Source organism: Mycobacterium sp. NGS61, from assembly GCF_059812325.1.
The window spans coordinates 91,666-106,830 of record NZ_JCALCL010000001.1 but is presented as its reverse complement, the minus strand read 5'-3'; the positions used below and the strand labels follow the sequence as shown (position 1 = coordinate 106,830).

The window sequence follows — 15,165 nt, the reverse complement described above, 5'->3', positions numbered from 1 at the left end:
AACCCGGCTACGCCGCGGTGTTGAATCGTTCCCATGTTGAGCCTGGCCGAGATTTCTGACCGCCTGGAGATCCAGCAGTTACTCGTGGATTACTCCACCGCCATCGACCAGCGTCGATTCGACGACCTGGACCGCGTCTTCACGCCGGATGCCTATATCGACTACCGCGAACTCGGCGGTATCGACGGCCCGTATCCCGAGGTCAAGAAGTGGCTGTCGGAGGTGCTGCCGAATTTCCCGGTCTACGCGCACATGCTGGGGAATTTCTCGGTCCGCATCGAGGGCGACACCGCGTCCTCGCGGGTGATCTGTTTCAACCCGATGGTGCTGGGCGGCCAGCAGGACCAGATCCTGTTCTGTGGTCTCTGGTACGACGACGAATTCGTGCGCACGCCGCAGGGCTGGCGGATGACGCGGCGCGTAGAGACCAAGACCTTTCAGAAGGTGCTGTAGCGAATTACCGCCGGATCGCCACGTTCTGGCACAATAGGCGGCTGTCCGCGGCGCGATCATGATCGCACCCGGTCACAACACGCGAGGCAAAACCGGACCCGGGCGTTCCGCCCCGGTTGCTGAATTGCAGCGTGACACCCACAGGAGTTCAGTTATGGCTGTCAAGATCAAGCTCACCCGGCTTGGCAAAATCCGCAATCCCCAGTACCGCATCGCGATCGCCGACTCGCGCACCCGCCGCGACGGCCGCTCGATCGAGGTCATCGGCCGCTACCACCCCAAGGAAGAGCCGAGCCTGATCGAGATCAACTCCGAGCGTGCCCAGTACTGGTTGTCGGTCGGCGCACAGCCCACCGAGCCCGTCCTCAAGCTGCTCAAGATCACCGGCGACTGGCAGAAGTTCAAGGGCCTGCCCGGCGCCGAGGGCCGGTTGAAGGTCAAGCCCGCCAAGCCGAGCAAGCTCGAACTGTTCAATGCCGCCCTGGCCGCAGCCGACGGCGGGCCCACCACCGAGGCCACCAAGCCGAAGAAGAAGTCGGCGCCGAAGAAGGCCGCCAAGGGTGACGAGACCACTGAGACCGCTGCCGAGCCGGCCGCCGAGACGCCGAGCGAAACGGCGGCGGCTGCCGAAGCCGAAAGCTGAGCGGGGCTGTGAGCACTGTCGTGGTCGACGCCGTTGAGCATCTGGTTCGCGGCATCGTCGACAACCCCGACGATGTCCGGGTGGATCTGGTGACCAGCCGCCGCGGCCGCACCGTCGAGGTGCACGTGCACCCCGACGACCTGGGCAAGGTGATCGGCCGCGGGGGACGCACCGCGACCGCGCTGCGCACCCTGGTCGCCGGGATCGGTGGCCGCGGCATCCGCGTCGACGTGGTGGACACCGACCAGTAGCGCTCGAATGGAGCTGATCGTCGGGCGGGTGGCCAAGGCCCACGGCATCACCGGCGAACTCGTCGTCGACGTCCGCACCGACGATCCCGACGTCCGGTTCGCGCCGGGCAGCAGGCTGCGGACCCGTAAACCGCGCGATCCCGGTCCCGAACGCAGCTACGTCGTCGAGGGCGCCCGTCCGCACGGCACCCGGCTGCTGGTCCGGCTGGCGGGGGTCACCGACCGGGATGGCGCCGATGCGCTGCGGGGCAGCCTGTTCCTGATCGACTCCGACGAACTGCCGCCGATCGAGGAACCGGACACCTACTACGACCACCAGCTGGAAGGTCTGCGGGTCACCACGACCGGCGGGCGGCAGGTCGGTGTCGTCACCGAGGTGCTGCACACCGCCGGGGCCGAACTGCTGGCTGTCACGGGCGATTCCGGCGAGGTGCTGGTGCCGTTCGTCAGCGCTATCGTCACCTCGGTCTCGCTGGAAGACGGCACCGTGGAGATCGAACCGCCCGACGGTCTGCTGGACCCGGGCTGACCGTGCGCATCCCATGAAAATAGACGTCGTCACGATCTTTCCGGCCTACCTGGAACCGCTGCGACAGTCGTTGCCGGGCAAGGCGATTGCGTCGGGCCTGGTGGATCTGCAGGTGCACGACCTGCGACGCTGGACCCACGACGTGCACCACTCGGTGGACGACGCGCCCTACGGCGGTGGCCCGGGCATGGTCATGCGGGCACCGGTCTGGGGCGACGCCCTGGACGAAATCTGCACCGAACAGACACTTTTGGCGGTTCCCACGCCGGCGGGCGCGCTGTTCACCCAGGCCACCGCGCAACGCTGGAGCGCCGAAACTCACCTGGTGTTCGCCTGTGGCCGGTACGAGGGCATCGATCAACGTGTCGTCGACGATGCGGCCCGCCGGATGCGTGTGGAAGAAGTGTCGATCGGCGACTACGTGTTGCCCGGCGGCGAGTCGGCGGCGCTGGTGATGATCGAATCCGTGCTGCGGCTGCTCGCCGGGGTGCTGGGCAATCCCGCATCGCACCAACATGATTCGCATTCACCGGCGCTGGACCGACTGCTGGAAGGCCCGAGTTACACGCGACCGCCGAGCTGGCGCGGCCTGGATGTCCCGCCGGTTCTGCTCTCCGGCGACCACGCCCGCATCGCGGCCTGGCGCCGGGAGGTGTCGATGCAGCGCACCCGGGAGCGGCGGCCCGAACTGCTGGACTGACCGCGGGCGCTCAGATGCGGCCGTTGGGGAACATCGTCTTGACGGCCTGGGTGATCGTCTCGCGAGCGGTGGCGTCGTCAGCAGCCTGCAGCGACTCGATCACCATGATGTAGCGCCGGTCGGCGCCGATCACACCGGTCGACAGGTGCATCCAGTCCGCGCCGATGCAGCACATCCAACCCTGTTTGACCGCAACGGGTTCGGCGTACAGGCCGTCAGGTATCCCGAACCGTTGCGGGTACCCGTCGACCCCGGTGGGGGTGGACCGGGCCAGATCGTTGAAGATCAGCCGGGACCGGTCCTGCGGCAGACCGCCCGAGCCGTCCAGCAACCCCTGGTAGTAGCGGATCAGGTCGGCGGCCGAACTGATGGTGTTCCACCACCGCCCGTCACTGGGTGGTGTGGTGGCGGTCAGCCCGTACCGGGCCGCGACCTGGGTGACGATGGCATCTCCGCCGTCCTGTCCCCAGAACCGCTCGGCCGCGTCGTCGTCGGACGACTGCAGCATCACGTCCAGTGCCTGGTGGTCGTCGGCGGACAGCACCGACCTGCCCTCGGATTCCTGCAGCAACAGCTGGTCGGCGATGAAGAGTTTGGCCACCGAGGCGGTGGCGATGATCTGGTCGTTGCCGTTGGAGACCAACTGGTGGGTGGCCCGGTCGAGGATGGCCACCGAGAGGATCGCCCCGCTGGCCGCGGCCTGCTCGGTGGCTTGCTGGACCCGCGCCTGCACTCCGTCGAGCCCGCCGGGCCGCAGCATGGGCAGCGCCGTCGGGTTGCCACTGGGCGTGATCACCCGCAGCAGCAGTTCGACCAGCTGCGGCTGCGATTGGGTCGGCGACTCCGACACCGGCTGGGCGGGGGAGTCGAATGCTTTGGCGTGCACCGTCGCCTCGCAACCCGCGACAACCACCAGCGCCACCGCGGCTACGGCGGTCAGCAGGGTCAGCGGCCGGGCTCGCATCGCACTCCTTCAGCCGTCCCGTGGGCGTCTCTAGTGGGCGGGGGTCAGCCGCGCCGGATGCTGTCCCGGGCCCGAACTTCCGGGGCTGGTCCAGGTATAGATTCCGCGCGGTTTGAACCCCTGTCATATGTACCATTTGCAGGCGCTTCAGGGCGGACGCGAACCACTACAGTTTCCTGTGATTTTCACTGCATGCGCACCATCTGGCACAATTGGGCGGTTGTCTCCGGCGGTCGTCGGCCGGCCCGTGCCTGCCGCCTGCTGCGAGACGCACTTGAGAAGCCCGAAACCCATCGGCTTGGTGATCGCCGCGCGCCTGCGTGCGGGTAGTTCATCCGGCCGCGACCCCGAGGAAGTGTCTTTCCAATGAACAGGCTGGACTTCGTCGACCAGGCGTCGCTGCGCGACGACATCCCCGCGTTCAACCCGGGCGACACCATCAACGTGCACGTGAAGGTCATCGAGGGCGCCAAGGAGCGTATCCAGGTGTTCAAGGGTGTGGTGATCCGCCGGCAGGGCGGTGGCATCCGCGAGACGTTCACGGTCCGCAAGGAGAGCTACGGCGTGGGCGTCGAACGGACCTTCCCGGTGCATTCGCCGAACATCGATCACATCGAGGTGGTGACCCGGGGCGACGTCCGTCGCGCCAAGCTGTACTACCTGCGCGAGCTGCGTGGCAAGAAGGCCAAGATCAAGGAAAAGCGCTGACCTCGCCCAGCAGCGCTGACCGCGAGAGCTTCGAGCCCTGGCTACGCTGAGCTCGTGACGGAAACGGAAAAGTCCCCTCCGGAGGACTCGTCTTCGGACCCTGACCTCGTGCGGTCGGCGCCGCAGTCGCTCGACCCGAGCGCGTCCGACGAGCCCGTCGCGACCGCTGCAGGGAAGGCCGAGCCGGTCGACACGGCGCCCGAGGCCGAGGATGCGAAGCCGAAACGGTCCACCCTGCGGGAACTGACGTCGCTGCTGGTGATCGCGATCGTCCTGTACTACGTGATGCTGACGTTCGTTGCGCGCCCGTATCTGATCCCGTCGGAATCGATGGAACCGACCCTGCACGGCTGCCCGACCTGCGTCGGCGACCGCATCATGGTCGACAAGCTCACCTACCGCTTCGGCGAACCGAAGCCGGGTGACGTCATCGTCTTCAAGGGCCCGCCGTCGTGGAACCTCGGCTACAAGTCGATCCGCTCGCACAACCCCGCGATGCGCTGGATCCAGAACGCGCTGTCGTTCATCGGATTCGTGCCGCCCGACGAAAATGACCTGGTCAAGCGCGTCATCGCGGTCGGTGGACAAACAGTCCAGTGCCGGGCGGACACCGGCTTGACGGTCAACGGCAAGACGTTGAAGGAGCCGTACCTCGACCCGAACACGATGATGGCCGACCCGTCGGTGTATCCCTGTCTGGGCAGTGAGTTCGGGCCGGTCACCGTGCCGCCGGGACGGTTGTGGGTGATGGGTGACAACCGGACCCACTCGGCGGACTCCCGGGCGCACTGCCCGATGCTGTGCACGGGTGACCCGACCGCCGGTACGGTTCCGGTCGGCAACGTCATCGGCAAAGCGCGCTTCATCGTGTGGCCGCCGAAACGGTGGGGTGGCGTGGGTTCGGTGAACCCTCAGCAGGCTCAGTGACGATGGCCACGACGTGGCCGCCGCGGACGGTGATCCGCAAGTCGTCAGGGTTGCGCACCCTGGAGTCCGCGCTGTACCGCAACGGACTGGGCCCGGTTGCGGGGGTCGACGAGGTGGGTCGCGGCGCCTGCGCCGGCCCGTTGGTGGTCGCGGCCTGCGTCCTCGGTCCGGGGCGCCTGGAAAGCCTTGCTGCCCTTGATGATTCGAAGAAGCTGACGGAGAAGGTACGGGAGCGGTTGTTTCCGTTGATCCGCCGCTACGCGCTGGCCTATCACGTGGTGTTCATTCCCTCGACCGAGGTCGATCGCCGCGGCGTGCACGTGGCCAACATCGAAGGCATGCGACGCGCGGTGGCCGGCCTGTCGGTGCGGCCCGGCTATGTACTCAGCGACGGATTCCGGGTCCCCGGGTTGGCGGTGCCGTCGCTGCCGGTGATCGGCGGGGATGCCGCGGCGGCCTGTATCGCCGCGGCGAGCGTGCTGGCCAAGGTCAGTCGCGACCGGTTGATGGTCGCGATGGAAGCCGATCATCCCGGCTACGGCTTCGCCGACCACAAGGGCTACAGCACCCCCGCGCACAGCCGGGCGCTGACCCGGCTGGGTCCGTGCCCCGAACATCGCCGTTCGTTCATCAACGTGCGCCGGGTCGCGACCGGGACTGTGCTCACCACCGGTGGTCCGCCCGAGAGCGGCGTTTGTCAGTGAGGAAAGATGGAGCCCAAGATCCGGGAAGAGGACGTCTGAGCAGATGAGTGCAGAAGATCTCGAAAAGTATGAAACCGAGATGGAGCTCTCGCTGTACCGCGAATACAAGGACATCGTCGGTCAGTTCAGCTACGTCGTGGAAACCGAGCGCCGGTTCTATCTGGCCAACAGTGTCGAGATGGTGCCGCGCAACGCCGACGGCGAGGTGTATTTCGAGCTCCGCCTGGCCGACGCGTGGGTGTGGGACATGTACCGTCCGGCCCGGTTCGTCAAACAGGTGCGGGTGGTGACGTTCAAGGACGTCAACATCGAAGAGGTGGAGAAACCCGAACTCCGCTTACCGGAGTAGTCAGCCGGGCGGCAGCTGACCGCGGGCGTCGACGACGTGGCGCGCCACGTCGGCAAGTTTGATGTTCAGGCTCTGCGAGTGCCGGCGCAGCAGATCAAAGGCCTCGTCTTCGCCGATCTGGTGCAGCATCATCAGCATGCCCACGGCTTTGCCGATTTCCCGGTTGCTCAGTAAGCCGCGGCGCAGGCTGGCGGCGTCCTCGCCCTGCGCGATCGCGTTGATGGCCACACCGGCGAACGCCGCCAGCACCGCGGCCCGTCCGGCGGCTTCGGCATCGAAGAGGTTGGGCGTTTCGCTGAACAGGTTCAACGCAGCGTTCTTGCGCCTGTCCATCAGCAGCCGAAAGCCCATCGCGCCGCGCACCGGCGTTTCGGCGACCAGGCGCTCGGCGAACCTGGGCCATTGGTTCGGGACGGTCAGGTCCGGCTCGATCTGCGGGGTCTCCTCCTCGATCGCGTCGATGCACGGACCGTCGCCGGCTCGTCGTTCCAGGTCGTCGACCTGGTAGGCGAGTCGGCTACTGGCACCCACCGTCACGTAGCGGTCGTCGCGCTTGACCAGCAGGCTGGCGTGGTCGCAGCCGGGCACGACCAGAGTGGCGGCCACGCAGATCGCCGCATACATCTGGGTCGGGTCCGTGCCCTGGTAGAGGATCTCGGCCAGGGCGGCGAACACCGTCGCGGGATCGGCCGTCGACCCACCCGGGGTCGGGCCGTCGGCGGCGCTCGGTTCGTTGACCAAGTCGTCACCTCCCTTCGGCGCAGCGGGTGCTGGCCGTAGACTAGCGCGGTCGTCACAGGCGTCACACGCCGACTGCGCGCTCGAGGTCTTTCAGCGACGTCTCCAGATGACTGAGCATCCGCTGCAGGTGCGGCACGCTGCCCCGGGCGCCCACCAAACCGAAGTCCAGATTGTCACCGTTATTGGTCACGGTGATGTTCATCGCCTGCCCATCCAGCGTGATCGACAGCGGATAGTTGCCGACCAGCTCCGCGCCGCGCCAATACAACTTCTCCTTGGAGCCCGGCACGTTGGAGATCACGATGTTGAACGGCGGCGGTGCGGTGCGGATGAATCCGGGTACCAGACCGAGGAACAGGCCGCCGGTGAGGAACGCCGACAATGCCAGCTGCTGAACCTGGGGGAGCTGGTTGAACAGCTCTTTCTGTTCGGTCATCGACGAGTTGATCCCGCGCAGCCGATCGCCCGCGTCTTCGACATGGGTGTTGAGGTTGCACAGCACGGTTCCCACCGAGTTGCCGCCGCCGTCGCTGTCCTCCTTGCGCAGGCTCACCGGCACCATCGCGATCAGCGGCGCGTCGGGCAGGGCATTCTGTTCGATCAGATACGTGCGCAGTGCGCCCGCCGACATCGCCAACACCACGTCGTTGAAGCTGACGTTCGCGGCCTTCTTCACGCTGAAGATGCGTTCCAGCGGCCACGACTGCGCGGCAATGCGCCGCGCGCCGCCGATCCGCACGTTGAACATGGATTTGGGGGCCCGGAAGGGGAACGTGAGTTGCTGCTCGATCAGGGCGGCGCGCGCCAGCGTCAGGGTCGACGGCGCCAGACCCGCTGCGGAACCGATCGCACCGGTCAGCGCCTGCAGCGGCGACGAGCCGCCGCCCGAGTCCGGCTTGTGGCGCGGTTTCAGCTCCCACGGCACCCGGACCTCGTCGTCGTTCGGGTCGTTGGTGAACGCGCGCTGCATCAGCCGCATCGCCGAGACACCATCCATCAGCGAGTGGTGGAATTTTGTGTAGACGGCGTAGCGCCCGTCGTTGAGGCCCTCGATGAGGTGCGCTTCCCACAGCGGGCGGTGCCGGTCGAGCAGGCTGCCGTGCCAGCGTGAACACACCTCGAGCAACTCGCGGACCCGGCCCGGACGGGGCAGGTGCGACCGGCGGAAGTGGTAGTCGAGTTCGATGTCCTTCTGCTCCGACCACGCCAGGTTGGTGACCGGACCCACGAACGCCGGGTGCTTGCGGAACGTCGGCTGGACGTCGGTGCGGTTGAGCATCGATTCGTAGGCCTCGGTCACGAAGTCTTCGTCCTTGCCATCAGGTGGCTGGAACAACTGCAGGCTGCCGACGTGCATCGGGTGCTCGCGGGATTCCCCGAGCAGGAACATCGAGTCGGCCGGCGCGATCAATTTCATGGTCCCTCGTACCCTCCAAGTGGTATTGAACCCGGTAGTAGTAGCCAACTGTGGCATCGCGCACACATTTGGTGACGTACGTCGTCGCTGAGTGTGCCCGACCGAGCAGGATTCGGTGGAGTGCGCCCGAATCGGGGTACGTTGACGCCGTGTGGTTTCAGCGTTCCGGCGGACCCGGTGACATTCCCGCCGACTACGACGAACACGCGGTAACCGTCACGCCGCGCAAGCAGGACGCGGCGGGAGTGCGCGCGGTCATGGTGTCGCTGCAGCGCGACCTGGAGCAGATGGGTGCGGTGCGCACCGCGCGGGCGCTGGCCAAGCTGAATCAGCGCAACGGTTTCGACTGTCCGGGGTGCGCCTGGCCGGAGGAACACGGTGGCCGCAAGCTGGCCGAGTTCTGCGAAAACGGCGCCAAAGCGGTCGGCGAAGAAGCCACCAAGCGGGTGGTGGACCCGGAGTTCTTCGCCCGGCATTCGATCGCCGACCTGGCAGCGAAGCCGGAATACTGGCTTTCCCAGCAGGGTCGGCTCACCCAGCCCATGGTGCTGCGGCCCGGTGACGACCACTACCGGCCGATCGGCTGGGAAGCCGCCTATCGGCTGATCGCCGATCAGCTCAACGCCCTGGACAGCCCGGATGAGGCGGTGTTCTACACCTCGGGGCGGACCAGCAATGAGGCCGCGTTCTGCTACCAGCTGATGGTGCGCAGTTTCGGCACCAACAACCTGCCCGACTGCTCCAACATGTGCCACGAATCCTCGGGTTCGGCGCTGACCGAATCCATCGGCATCGGAAAGGGTTCGGTCACCGTCGACGACGTGGTGCACGCCGACCTGATCGTCATCGCCGGACAGAACCCGGGCACCAACCATCCCCGCATGCTCTCGACTCTGGAGAAGGCGAAAGACAACGGCGCCAGGGTCATCACCGTCAACCCGCTGCCCGAGGCGGGACTGATCCGGTTCAAGGACCCGCAGAAGGTGCACGGGGTGCTCGGCCGGGGCATTCCCATCACCGACGAGTTCGTCCAGGTGCGGCTGGGTGGCGACATGGCGCTGTTCGCGGGTCTGGGCAGGCTGCTGCTCGAGGCCGACGAGCGCGCCCCGGGCACGGTGATCGACCGCGAATTCGTCGACCGGCACTGTGCCGGCTTCGATGAGTACCGCCGGCGCACCCTGGAAATCGACCTCGACGACGTGGCGGCCGCCACCGGCATCGGACGTGCGCAACTCCAGCGCGTCGCCGCGATGCTGATGGCGTCCCAACGCACCGTGGTGTGCTGGGCAATGGGCCTGACGCAGCACACGCACGCGGTTGCCACGATCGGCGAGATCACCAATGTGCTGTTGCTGCGCGGCATGATCGGCAAACCCGGCGCGGGAGTGTGCCCGGTGCGCGGACACTCCAATGTCCAGGGCGACCGCACCATGGGCATCTGGGAGCAGATGCCCGAACCGTTCCTGGCCGCTCAGGACCGTGAGTTCGGGATCACCAGCCCCCGTGCGCACGGGTATGACACGGTGGCCGCGATCCGCGCCATGCGGGACCGCCGCGCCAGCGTGTTCGTCGGCATGGGCGGCAACTTCGCCTCGGCCACGCCGGACACCGCCGTCACCGAGGCCGCGCTCCGCAATTGCGCGCTGACTGTACAGATTTCGACGAAACTCAATCGCAGCCACATCGTGCACGGCAGCACCGCGCTCATCCTGCCCACCCTGGGCCGCACCGACCGCGACATCCGCGGCGGTCGCAAACAGCTTGTATCGGTTGAGGATTCGATGTCGATGGTGCATCTGTCCCGCGGTGGCCTGCAGCCGCCCAGCGACGAGTTGCGCAGCGAGGTGGAGATCGTCTGCCGGCTGGCCCGGACCCTGCTGGGCCCGGCGCACCCCGTGCCATGGGAGCGGTTCGCCGACGACTACGACACCATCCGCGACGCCATCGCCGCGGTGGTGCCCGGTTGTGCCGACTACAACCGCAAGGTGCGCCGGCCCGACGGCTTCCAGCTGCCGCATCCGCCCCGCGATTCACGCGAATTCCGTACCAGCACAGGCAAAGCCAACTTCGCCATCAATCCGCTGCAGTGGGTTCAGGTGCCACCCGGGCGGCTGGTGTTGCAGACGCTGCGCAGCCACGACCAGTTCAACACCACGATCTACGGGCTCGACGACCGCTACCGAGGGGTCAAGGGCGGCCGCCGGGTGGTGTTCGTCAACCCCGCCGATATCGAGGCGCTCGGTCTGACCCCCGGCGCCCGGGTGGATCTGGTGTCGGAGTGGACCGACAGTGCAGGCCGGCTCAAGGAGCGCCGGGCGAAAGACTTTCTGGTGGTGCAGTATTCGACGCCGGTCGGCAATGCGGCCGCTTACTACCCCGAGACGAATGCCCTGGTGCCGCTCGACCACACCGCGGCGAAATCGAACACCCCGGTGTCCAAGGCGATCGTGATCCGAGTGGAGCCGGGCGGTTAGTGGGACACGTCACCGCGCGTCGGCGCGTTCGGCATCTCGCCGCCGGCCGGGCGATCACCCGGCCGGAGACGCTGGCCGTCGAGGAGCCGTTGGAGATCCGCGTCAACGGCACCGCGGTCACCGTGACCATGCGCACCCCGGGTGCCGATTTTGAACTGGCACAAGGTTTTCTACTCACCGAAGGAGTGCTTGTCCGGCGCGAGGACGTACGCACGATTCGCTACTGCGCAGGCCAAGATGCCGACGGCGGTAACAATTACAACGTGCTCGACGTGACGCTGGCGCCGGGTGTCGACGTGCCCGATCTGGATGTGACCCGCAACTTCTACACCACGTCGTCGTGCGGGGTCTGCGGTAAGGCGTCACTGGAGGCGGTGCGGCTGATCAGCCGGCACGCGCCCGGGGATGATCCCGCCACCGTTGCCGCGGCCAGCCTGGAGGCGATGCCGGACCAATTGCGGGACGCCCAAAAGGTTTTCGCCTCCACCGGCGGGCTGCACGCCGCGGCGCTGTTCGGGGTGGACGGGACGATGCTGGCCGCACGCGAGGACATCGGCCGGCACAACGCCGTGGACAAAGTGATCGGCTGGGCGCTGGAACACGGGCGGGTGCCGTTGGCGGGCACGGTGCTGCTGGTCAGCGGGCGGGCGTCCTTCGAGTTGACCCAGAAGGCGCTGATGGCCGGGATTCCGGTGCTGGCCGCGGTTTCGGCGCCGTCGTCGTTGGCCGTCTCGTTGGCCGAAGAGTCCGGGATCACGCTGGTGGCGTTCCTGCGCGCGGATTCGATGAACGTCTACACCCGGGTGGACCGGGTCACCGTGGATTGAGACCCGGGCCGCGAGGGTAGCCGGTCCTAGCGCTTCACCGAGCTCACCTCACTCAGTCCAGGAGACGGCCATGCTGCACGAAGTCATTACCGCCGCGCAAAGCAATCCCGAGGCAGCGGGGTTCATCCTGCGCGGGATCAAAGGGATCTTCGTCATGGTCGGCAGCGTGATCGCGGCGATCGTCTGCGCGGTGATCGCGTCGATGAAGGGACGCAGCGCTGTCATCTGGGGACTGTGCGGCCTGTTCTTCAGCATCCTGACGTTGATCGTCGTGATCATCGTGCCCAGCAAGCGCGCCTGACGGCCGCGTCTGCTCGGGCTGTGGATGAATGCCCGGGTGTGGATAGGTAGCGGCGCAACCGGGTGCTGCGCATCCGCCACCACCGGCCGTGTCGGGGCCCGCCTGCAGGGTGAGCCTCATGACGAGCCAAGAAACGATGACCCGGGCGCAGCTCGGAGCGTTCGGTGAACAGCTGGCCGTAGCACACCTGACCGGCCTGGGGTTGCGCATCCTGCACCGGAACTGGCGCTGCCGCTACGGGGAACTCGACGTGATCGCTGCTGATATAGCCACTCGCACAGTGATTTTCGTCGAGGTCAAGACCCGCACGACGGACGGATACGGTGGCGTGGCGCAGGCGGTGACCGACGCCAAGGTGCGCCGGTTGCGCAGGCTCGCGGGACTTTGGCTGGCCGGTCAGCAGCAGCGCTGGGCGGTGATCCGCATCGACGTGATCGCGGTGCGCATCGGACGCCGGCGCGTCCCGGAGCTCACCCACCTCAAGGCGGTCGGGTGATGGCGCTCGGGCACGCATTCTCGGTCGCCGTGCAAGGCCTGGACGGGCACATCGTGGAAATCGAAGCCGATATCAGCTCGGGACTGCCGGGCGTGCATCTGGTCGGCCTGCCCGACGCGGCGTTGCAGGAGTCCCGGGACCGGGTGCGCGCGGCGGTCAGCAATTGCGGCAACGACTGGCCGCAGGCCCGGCTCACGCTCGCGCTGTCACCGGCCACACTGCCGAAAATGGGATCCGTCTACGACATCGCGCTGGCGTCCGCGGTGCTCTCGGCGCAGCGCAAGCGGTCATGGCACCGGCTGGAGAAGACGGTGCTGCTCGGCGAGCTGGCGCTGGATGGCCGGGTGCGTCCGGTCCGGGGGGTGCTGCCCGCGGTGCTGGCCGCCAAGCGCGACGGCTGGCCCGCCGTCGTGGTTCCCAGCGCGAATTTGCCCGAGGCCTGCCTGGTCGACGGTATCGAGGTATGGGGGGTGCGCACCCTCGGACAGCTGAAAGGCTGGCTGAACGGAAGCGGCGGCCTGGACGGCCCGGTGCTGGGGTCGGCGCCCGCCGACGAGCCGGTGGTGGATCTGGCCGACGTCGTCGGTCAGTCCCACGCCCGGTTCGCTGTCGAGGTGGCGGCCGCGGGGGCGCACCACCTGATGATGACCGGCCCACCGGGGGTGGGCAAAACGATGCTGGCACAACGTCTCCCGGGGCTGCTGCCGCCGCTGACCGACAGCGAGGCGCTGGAGGTCACCGCGATCCATTCGGTGGCCGGCCTGCTGGCCGGAGACACACCGCTGATCACCCGGCCGCCGTTCGTGGCGCCGCACCACAGTGCCACCGTGGCCGCCCTCGTCGGCGGCGGCAGCGGGATGGCCCGCCCAGGTGCGGTCAGCCGCGCGCACCGCGGCGTGTTGTTCCTCGACGAGTGCGCCGAGATCGGCGCCAGCGCCCTGGACGCATTGCGGACACCGTTGGAGGACGGTGAGATTCGGCTGGCCCGCCGCGACGGCGTCGCGTGCTACCCGGCCCGGTTCCAGCTGGTGATGGCAGCGAACCTGTGTCCGTGCGCGCCGGCCGACCCGCAGGACTGCGTCTGTCCCGCCGCGGTCAGGCGGCGGTACCTGAGCAAGTTGTCCGGTCCGCTGCTCGACCGGGTGGACCTGCGGGTCCAGATGACCGTGGTGCGATCGGGAGCGTTCGCGCCTGCCGACGGTGAATCCACCGCGCAGGTCCGGCACCGGGTGGCGCAGGCCCGGGCGGCCGCAGCCGACCGGTGGCGGCCGCACGGTTGTCGTACCAACGCCGAAGTCTCCGGCGCGCTGCTGCGCCGGAAATTCCGGCTCGGCCACGCCACGATGGAGCCACTGCACACCGCATTGAGGTGCGGGGTGCTGAGCATCCGCGGGGTCGATCGGACGTTGCGGGTCGCCTGGAGTCTGGCCGACCTCGCCGGGCGCACGTCACCTGGCCGCGACGACGTCGCCACCGCGCTCAGCTTCCGGCAGGCGGGGGCGGCACGATGAGCGCCACCGATCCGCAGTCGCGGGCATGGGCCTACCTGTCGCGGGTCGTCGAACCGCCCTGCGCGGAGCTCGCCACGCTGGTGCGATGCGTCGGGGCGCAGGAGGCGGCCGAGCGGATCAAGCGTGGGGAGGCCGGGCTACCGGGTTGTCCGGATCTGGCCCGACGCACCGAGGCCCGGCGCCACATCGACCAGGCGGCAGCGGATTTGGAGCTGCTCGAGCGGCGCGGCGGCCGGTTGATCACACCCGACGACGCGGAGTGGCCGGTGCTGGCGTTCGCCGCCTTCGACAACGCGGCGGTCACATCGCGCGGCGGGCCGCCGCTGGCGCTGTGGGCGATCGGGCCCGTCGACTTGGCCGAGGTGTCCCACCGGTCGGCCGCCATCGTCGGCACCCGGGCCGCCACCAGCTACGGCGAGCACATGGCGGCCGATCTGGCGGCCGGTCTGGTCGACCGGGAGGTGGCAACCGTTTCCGGCGGTGCCTTCGGCATCGACGGTGTGGTGCACCGGGCAACGCTGGCCGCCGAGGGCAGCACGGTGGCAGTAATGGCCGGCGGGATCGACGTGCCGTATCCGGCCGGGCACTCCGCGCTGCTGCACCGCATCAGCCGGCACGGGCTGCTGGTCACCGAGTACCCGCCCGGTACCCGGCCGGCCCGGCACCGGTTCCTCACCCGCAACCGCCTGGTGGCCGCCGTCGCCGGCGCCGCGGTCGTGGTGGAAGCGGGGCTGCGCAGCGGTGCCGCCAACACCGCAGCGTGGGCGCGCGCGCTGGGGCGGGTAGTGGCCGCGGTACCCGGGCCGGTCACGTCGTCGGCCTCAGCGGGATGTCATGTACTGCTGCGCAACGGCGCGGAGCTGGTCACCCGTGCTGACGATGTCGTCGAAATGGTGGGCCGCATCGGGGAACTGGCGCCCGAGGAGTCACGGCCCGCCACCGTGCTGGACGGTGTGAGCGAGGCCGAGCAACGGGTGCACGACGCGTTGCCGGGCCGTGGCGCGGCCACCGTCGAACAGATCGCGGTCGCGTCCGGCCTGGTTCCCGAACAGGTACTGGGGCCACTGGCGCTGCTCGAGGTTGCCGGCTTGGTCGAGTGCGACGACGGCCGGTGGCGGATCGCACGGCACGGTCGCGGCAAAACCCGACTCGTATAGTCGACTGGGGTCG

The 15,165-nt window shown here is 68.1% G+C and carries 18 protein-coding genes; 15 read left to right on the top strand and 3 right to left on the bottom strand.

Annotation, left to right across the window (positions count from 1 at the left end; translation table 11 throughout):
- Positions 1-33: 33 nt before the first annotated feature.
- From AC5Y3Z_RS00525 to trmD, 5 genes are all read left to right on the top strand, one after another.
- Positions 34-453 carry a nuclear transport factor 2 family protein gene (locus AC5Y3Z_RS00525; protein ID WP_463827026.1) on the top strand — a complete coding sequence of 140 codons (420 nt, stop codon included), beginning with the start codon at positions 34-36 and terminating at the stop codon, positions 451-453.
- 154 nt (positions 454-607) lie between these two features.
- Positions 608-1,096: a 30S ribosomal protein S16 gene (gene rpsP, locus AC5Y3Z_RS00520; RefSeq protein ID WP_463827025.1), complete on the top strand. Its 489-nt coding sequence runs from the start codon at positions 608-610 to the stop codon at positions 1,094-1,096.
- Positions 1,097-1,104: 8 nt separating this feature from the next.
- Complete coding sequence (locus AC5Y3Z_RS00515; protein ID WP_036354608.1) at positions 1,105-1,347, top strand: RNA-binding protein; 243 nt, start codon at positions 1,105-1,107, stop codon at positions 1,345-1,347.
- 7 nt (positions 1,348-1,354) lie between these two features.
- Entirely contained in the window at positions 1,355-1,876 is a 522-nt protein-coding gene (gene rimM, locus AC5Y3Z_RS00510) for a ribosome maturation factor RimM (protein WP_473139963.1), read from the top strand.
- A 13-nt stretch (positions 1,877-1,889) separates the two neighbouring features.
- Positions 1,890-2,576, top strand: coding sequence for a tRNA (guanosine(37)-N1)-methyltransferase TrmD (gene trmD / locus AC5Y3Z_RS00505; RefSeq protein WP_463827023.1), 687 nt, complete (start codon positions 1,890-1,892; stop codon positions 2,574-2,576).
- A gap of 10 nt (positions 2,577-2,586) precedes the next feature.
- Here the strand turns inward: trmD and AC5Y3Z_RS00500 are convergent, their stop codons facing one another.
- Positions 2,587-3,540 carry a serine hydrolase gene (locus AC5Y3Z_RS00500; protein ID WP_463827022.1) on the bottom strand — a complete coding sequence of 318 codons (954 nt, stop codon included), beginning with the start codon at positions 3,538-3,540 and terminating at the stop codon, positions 2,587-2,589.
- A gap of 366 nt (positions 3,541-3,906) precedes the next feature.
- Here AC5Y3Z_RS00500 and rplS point away from each other — a divergent pair, with 366 nt between their 5' ends.
- The 4 genes from rplS to AC5Y3Z_RS00480 are packed head-to-tail and all read left to right on the top strand — an operon-like array spanning position 3,907 to position 6,228.
- Positions 3,907-4,248 (top strand): 50S ribosomal protein L19, encoded by a 342-nt coding sequence (rplS, locus tag AC5Y3Z_RS00495; protein ID WP_044510756.1) that lies wholly within the window; start codon positions 3,907-3,909, stop codon positions 4,246-4,248.
- 54 nt (positions 4,249-4,302) lie between these two features.
- Positions 4,303-5,175, top strand: a complete 873-nt coding sequence (gene lepB / locus AC5Y3Z_RS00490) for a signal peptidase I (RefSeq protein WP_473139962.1) — start codon at positions 4,303-4,305, stop codon at positions 5,173-5,175.
- A 2-nt stretch (positions 5,176-5,177) separates the two neighbouring features.
- Positions 5,178-5,879 (top strand): ribonuclease HII, encoded by a 702-nt coding sequence (locus tag AC5Y3Z_RS00485; RefSeq protein WP_463827020.1) that lies wholly within the window; start codon positions 5,178-5,180, stop codon positions 5,877-5,879.
- A gap of 43 nt (positions 5,880-5,922) precedes the next feature.
- Positions 5,923-6,228 (top strand): DUF2469 domain-containing protein, encoded by a 306-nt coding sequence (locus tag AC5Y3Z_RS00480; protein ID WP_012393608.1) that lies wholly within the window; start codon positions 5,923-5,925, stop codon positions 6,226-6,228.
- On the opposite strand, the gene AC5Y3Z_RS00475 is transcribed toward AC5Y3Z_RS00480, so the two are convergent.
- A complete protein-coding gene (locus AC5Y3Z_RS00475; protein ID WP_463827019.1) occupies positions 6,229-6,969 on the bottom strand; it encodes an ANTAR domain-containing protein in 741 nt (246 codons plus the stop codon).
- A gap of 61 nt (positions 6,970-7,030) precedes the next feature.
- Positions 7,031-8,386 (bottom strand): WS/DGAT/MGAT family O-acyltransferase, encoded by a 1,356-nt coding sequence (locus AC5Y3Z_RS00470; RefSeq protein WP_473139961.1) that lies wholly within the window; start codon positions 8,384-8,386, stop codon positions 7,031-7,033.
- A 110-nt stretch (positions 8,387-8,496) separates the two neighbouring features.
- On the opposite strand from AC5Y3Z_RS00470, the gene AC5Y3Z_RS00465 reads away from it, so the two are divergent.
- The 6 genes from AC5Y3Z_RS00465 to dprA all read left to right on the top strand — a co-directional run bounded on the left by AC5Y3Z_RS00465 (position 8,497) and on the right by dprA (position 15,152).
- Entirely contained in the window at positions 8,497-10,860 is a 2,364-nt protein-coding gene (locus AC5Y3Z_RS00465; protein WP_473140000.1) for an FdhF/YdeP family oxidoreductase, read from the top strand.
- On the top strand, positions 10,860-11,687 hold the full coding sequence (gene fdhD, locus AC5Y3Z_RS00460; RefSeq protein ID WP_473139960.1) for a formate dehydrogenase accessory sulfurtransferase FdhD: 828 nt from the start codon (positions 10,860-10,862) through the stop codon (positions 11,685-11,687). The genes AC5Y3Z_RS00465 and fdhD overlap by 1 nt, the downstream gene beginning before the upstream one ends.
- A gap of 70 nt (positions 11,688-11,757) precedes the next feature.
- Entirely contained in the window at positions 11,758-11,988 is a 231-nt protein-coding gene (locus AC5Y3Z_RS00455) for a deoxyribodipyrimidine photolyase (protein ID WP_463827016.1), read from the top strand.
- 118 nt (positions 11,989-12,106) lie between these two features.
- A complete protein-coding gene (locus AC5Y3Z_RS00450; protein ID WP_473139959.1) occupies positions 12,107-12,484 on the top strand; it encodes a YraN family protein in 378 nt (125 codons plus the stop codon).
- Positions 12,484-13,995 carry a YifB family Mg chelatase-like AAA ATPase gene (locus AC5Y3Z_RS00445; protein WP_473139958.1) on the top strand — a complete coding sequence of 504 codons (1,512 nt, stop codon included), beginning with the start codon at positions 12,484-12,486 and terminating at the stop codon, positions 13,993-13,995. The genes AC5Y3Z_RS00450 and AC5Y3Z_RS00445 overlap by 1 nt, the downstream gene beginning before the upstream one ends.
- Complete coding sequence (gene dprA, locus AC5Y3Z_RS00440; RefSeq protein WP_463827013.1) at positions 13,992-15,152, top strand: DNA-processing protein DprA; 1,161 nt, start codon at positions 13,992-13,994, stop codon at positions 15,150-15,152. Before AC5Y3Z_RS00445 ends, dprA begins: the two co-directional genes overlap by 4 nt.
- The last annotated feature ends 13 nt before the right edge of the window (positions 15,153-15,165 follow it).

Bases quoted from the DNA above. Each gene is read 5' to 3' on its own strand.
- AC5Y3Z_RS00525 (WP_463827026.1), top strand. From the start codon at position 34: ATGTTGAGCCTGGCCGAGATTTCTGACCGCCTGGAGATCCAGCAGTTA.
- AC5Y3Z_RS00450 (WP_473139959.1), top strand. From the start codon at position 12,107: ATGACGAGCCAAGAAACGATGACCCGGGCGCAGCTCGGAGCGTTCGGT.
- AC5Y3Z_RS00445 (WP_473139958.1), top strand. From the start codon at position 12,484: ATGGCGCTCGGGCACGCATTCTCGGTCGCCGTGCAAGGCCTGGACGGG.
- AC5Y3Z_RS00455 (WP_463827016.1), top strand. From the start codon at position 11,758: ATGCTGCACGAAGTCATTACCGCCGCGCAAAGCAATCCCGAGGCAGCG.
- dprA (WP_463827013.1), top strand. From the start codon at position 13,992: ATGAGCGCCACCGATCCGCAGTCGCGGGCATGGGCCTACCTGTCGCGG.
- rpsP (WP_463827025.1), top strand. From the start codon at position 608: ATGGCTGTCAAGATCAAGCTCACCCGGCTTGGCAAAATCCGCAATCCC.
- AC5Y3Z_RS00485 (WP_463827020.1), top strand. From the start codon at position 5,178: ATGGCCACGACGTGGCCGCCGCGGACGGTGATCCGCAAGTCGTCAGGG.
- AC5Y3Z_RS00470 (WP_473139961.1), bottom strand. From the start codon at position 8,386: ATGAAATTGATCGCGCCGGCCGACTCGATGTTCCTGCTCGGGGAATCC.
- rplS (WP_044510756.1), top strand. From the start codon at position 3,907: ATGAACAGGCTGGACTTCGTCGACCAGGCGTCGCTGCGCGACGACATC.
- trmD (WP_463827023.1), top strand. From the start codon at position 1,890: ATGAAAATAGACGTCGTCACGATCTTTCCGGCCTACCTGGAACCGCTG.
- rimM (WP_473139963.1), top strand. From the start codon at position 1,355: ATGGAGCTGATCGTCGGGCGGGTGGCCAAGGCCCACGGCATCACCGGC.
- AC5Y3Z_RS00480 (WP_012393608.1), top strand. From the start codon at position 5,923: ATGAGTGCAGAAGATCTCGAAAAGTATGAAACCGAGATGGAGCTCTCG.
- AC5Y3Z_RS00500 (WP_463827022.1), bottom strand. From the start codon at position 3,540: ATGCGAGCCCGGCCGCTGACCCTGCTGACCGCCGTAGCCGCGGTGGCG.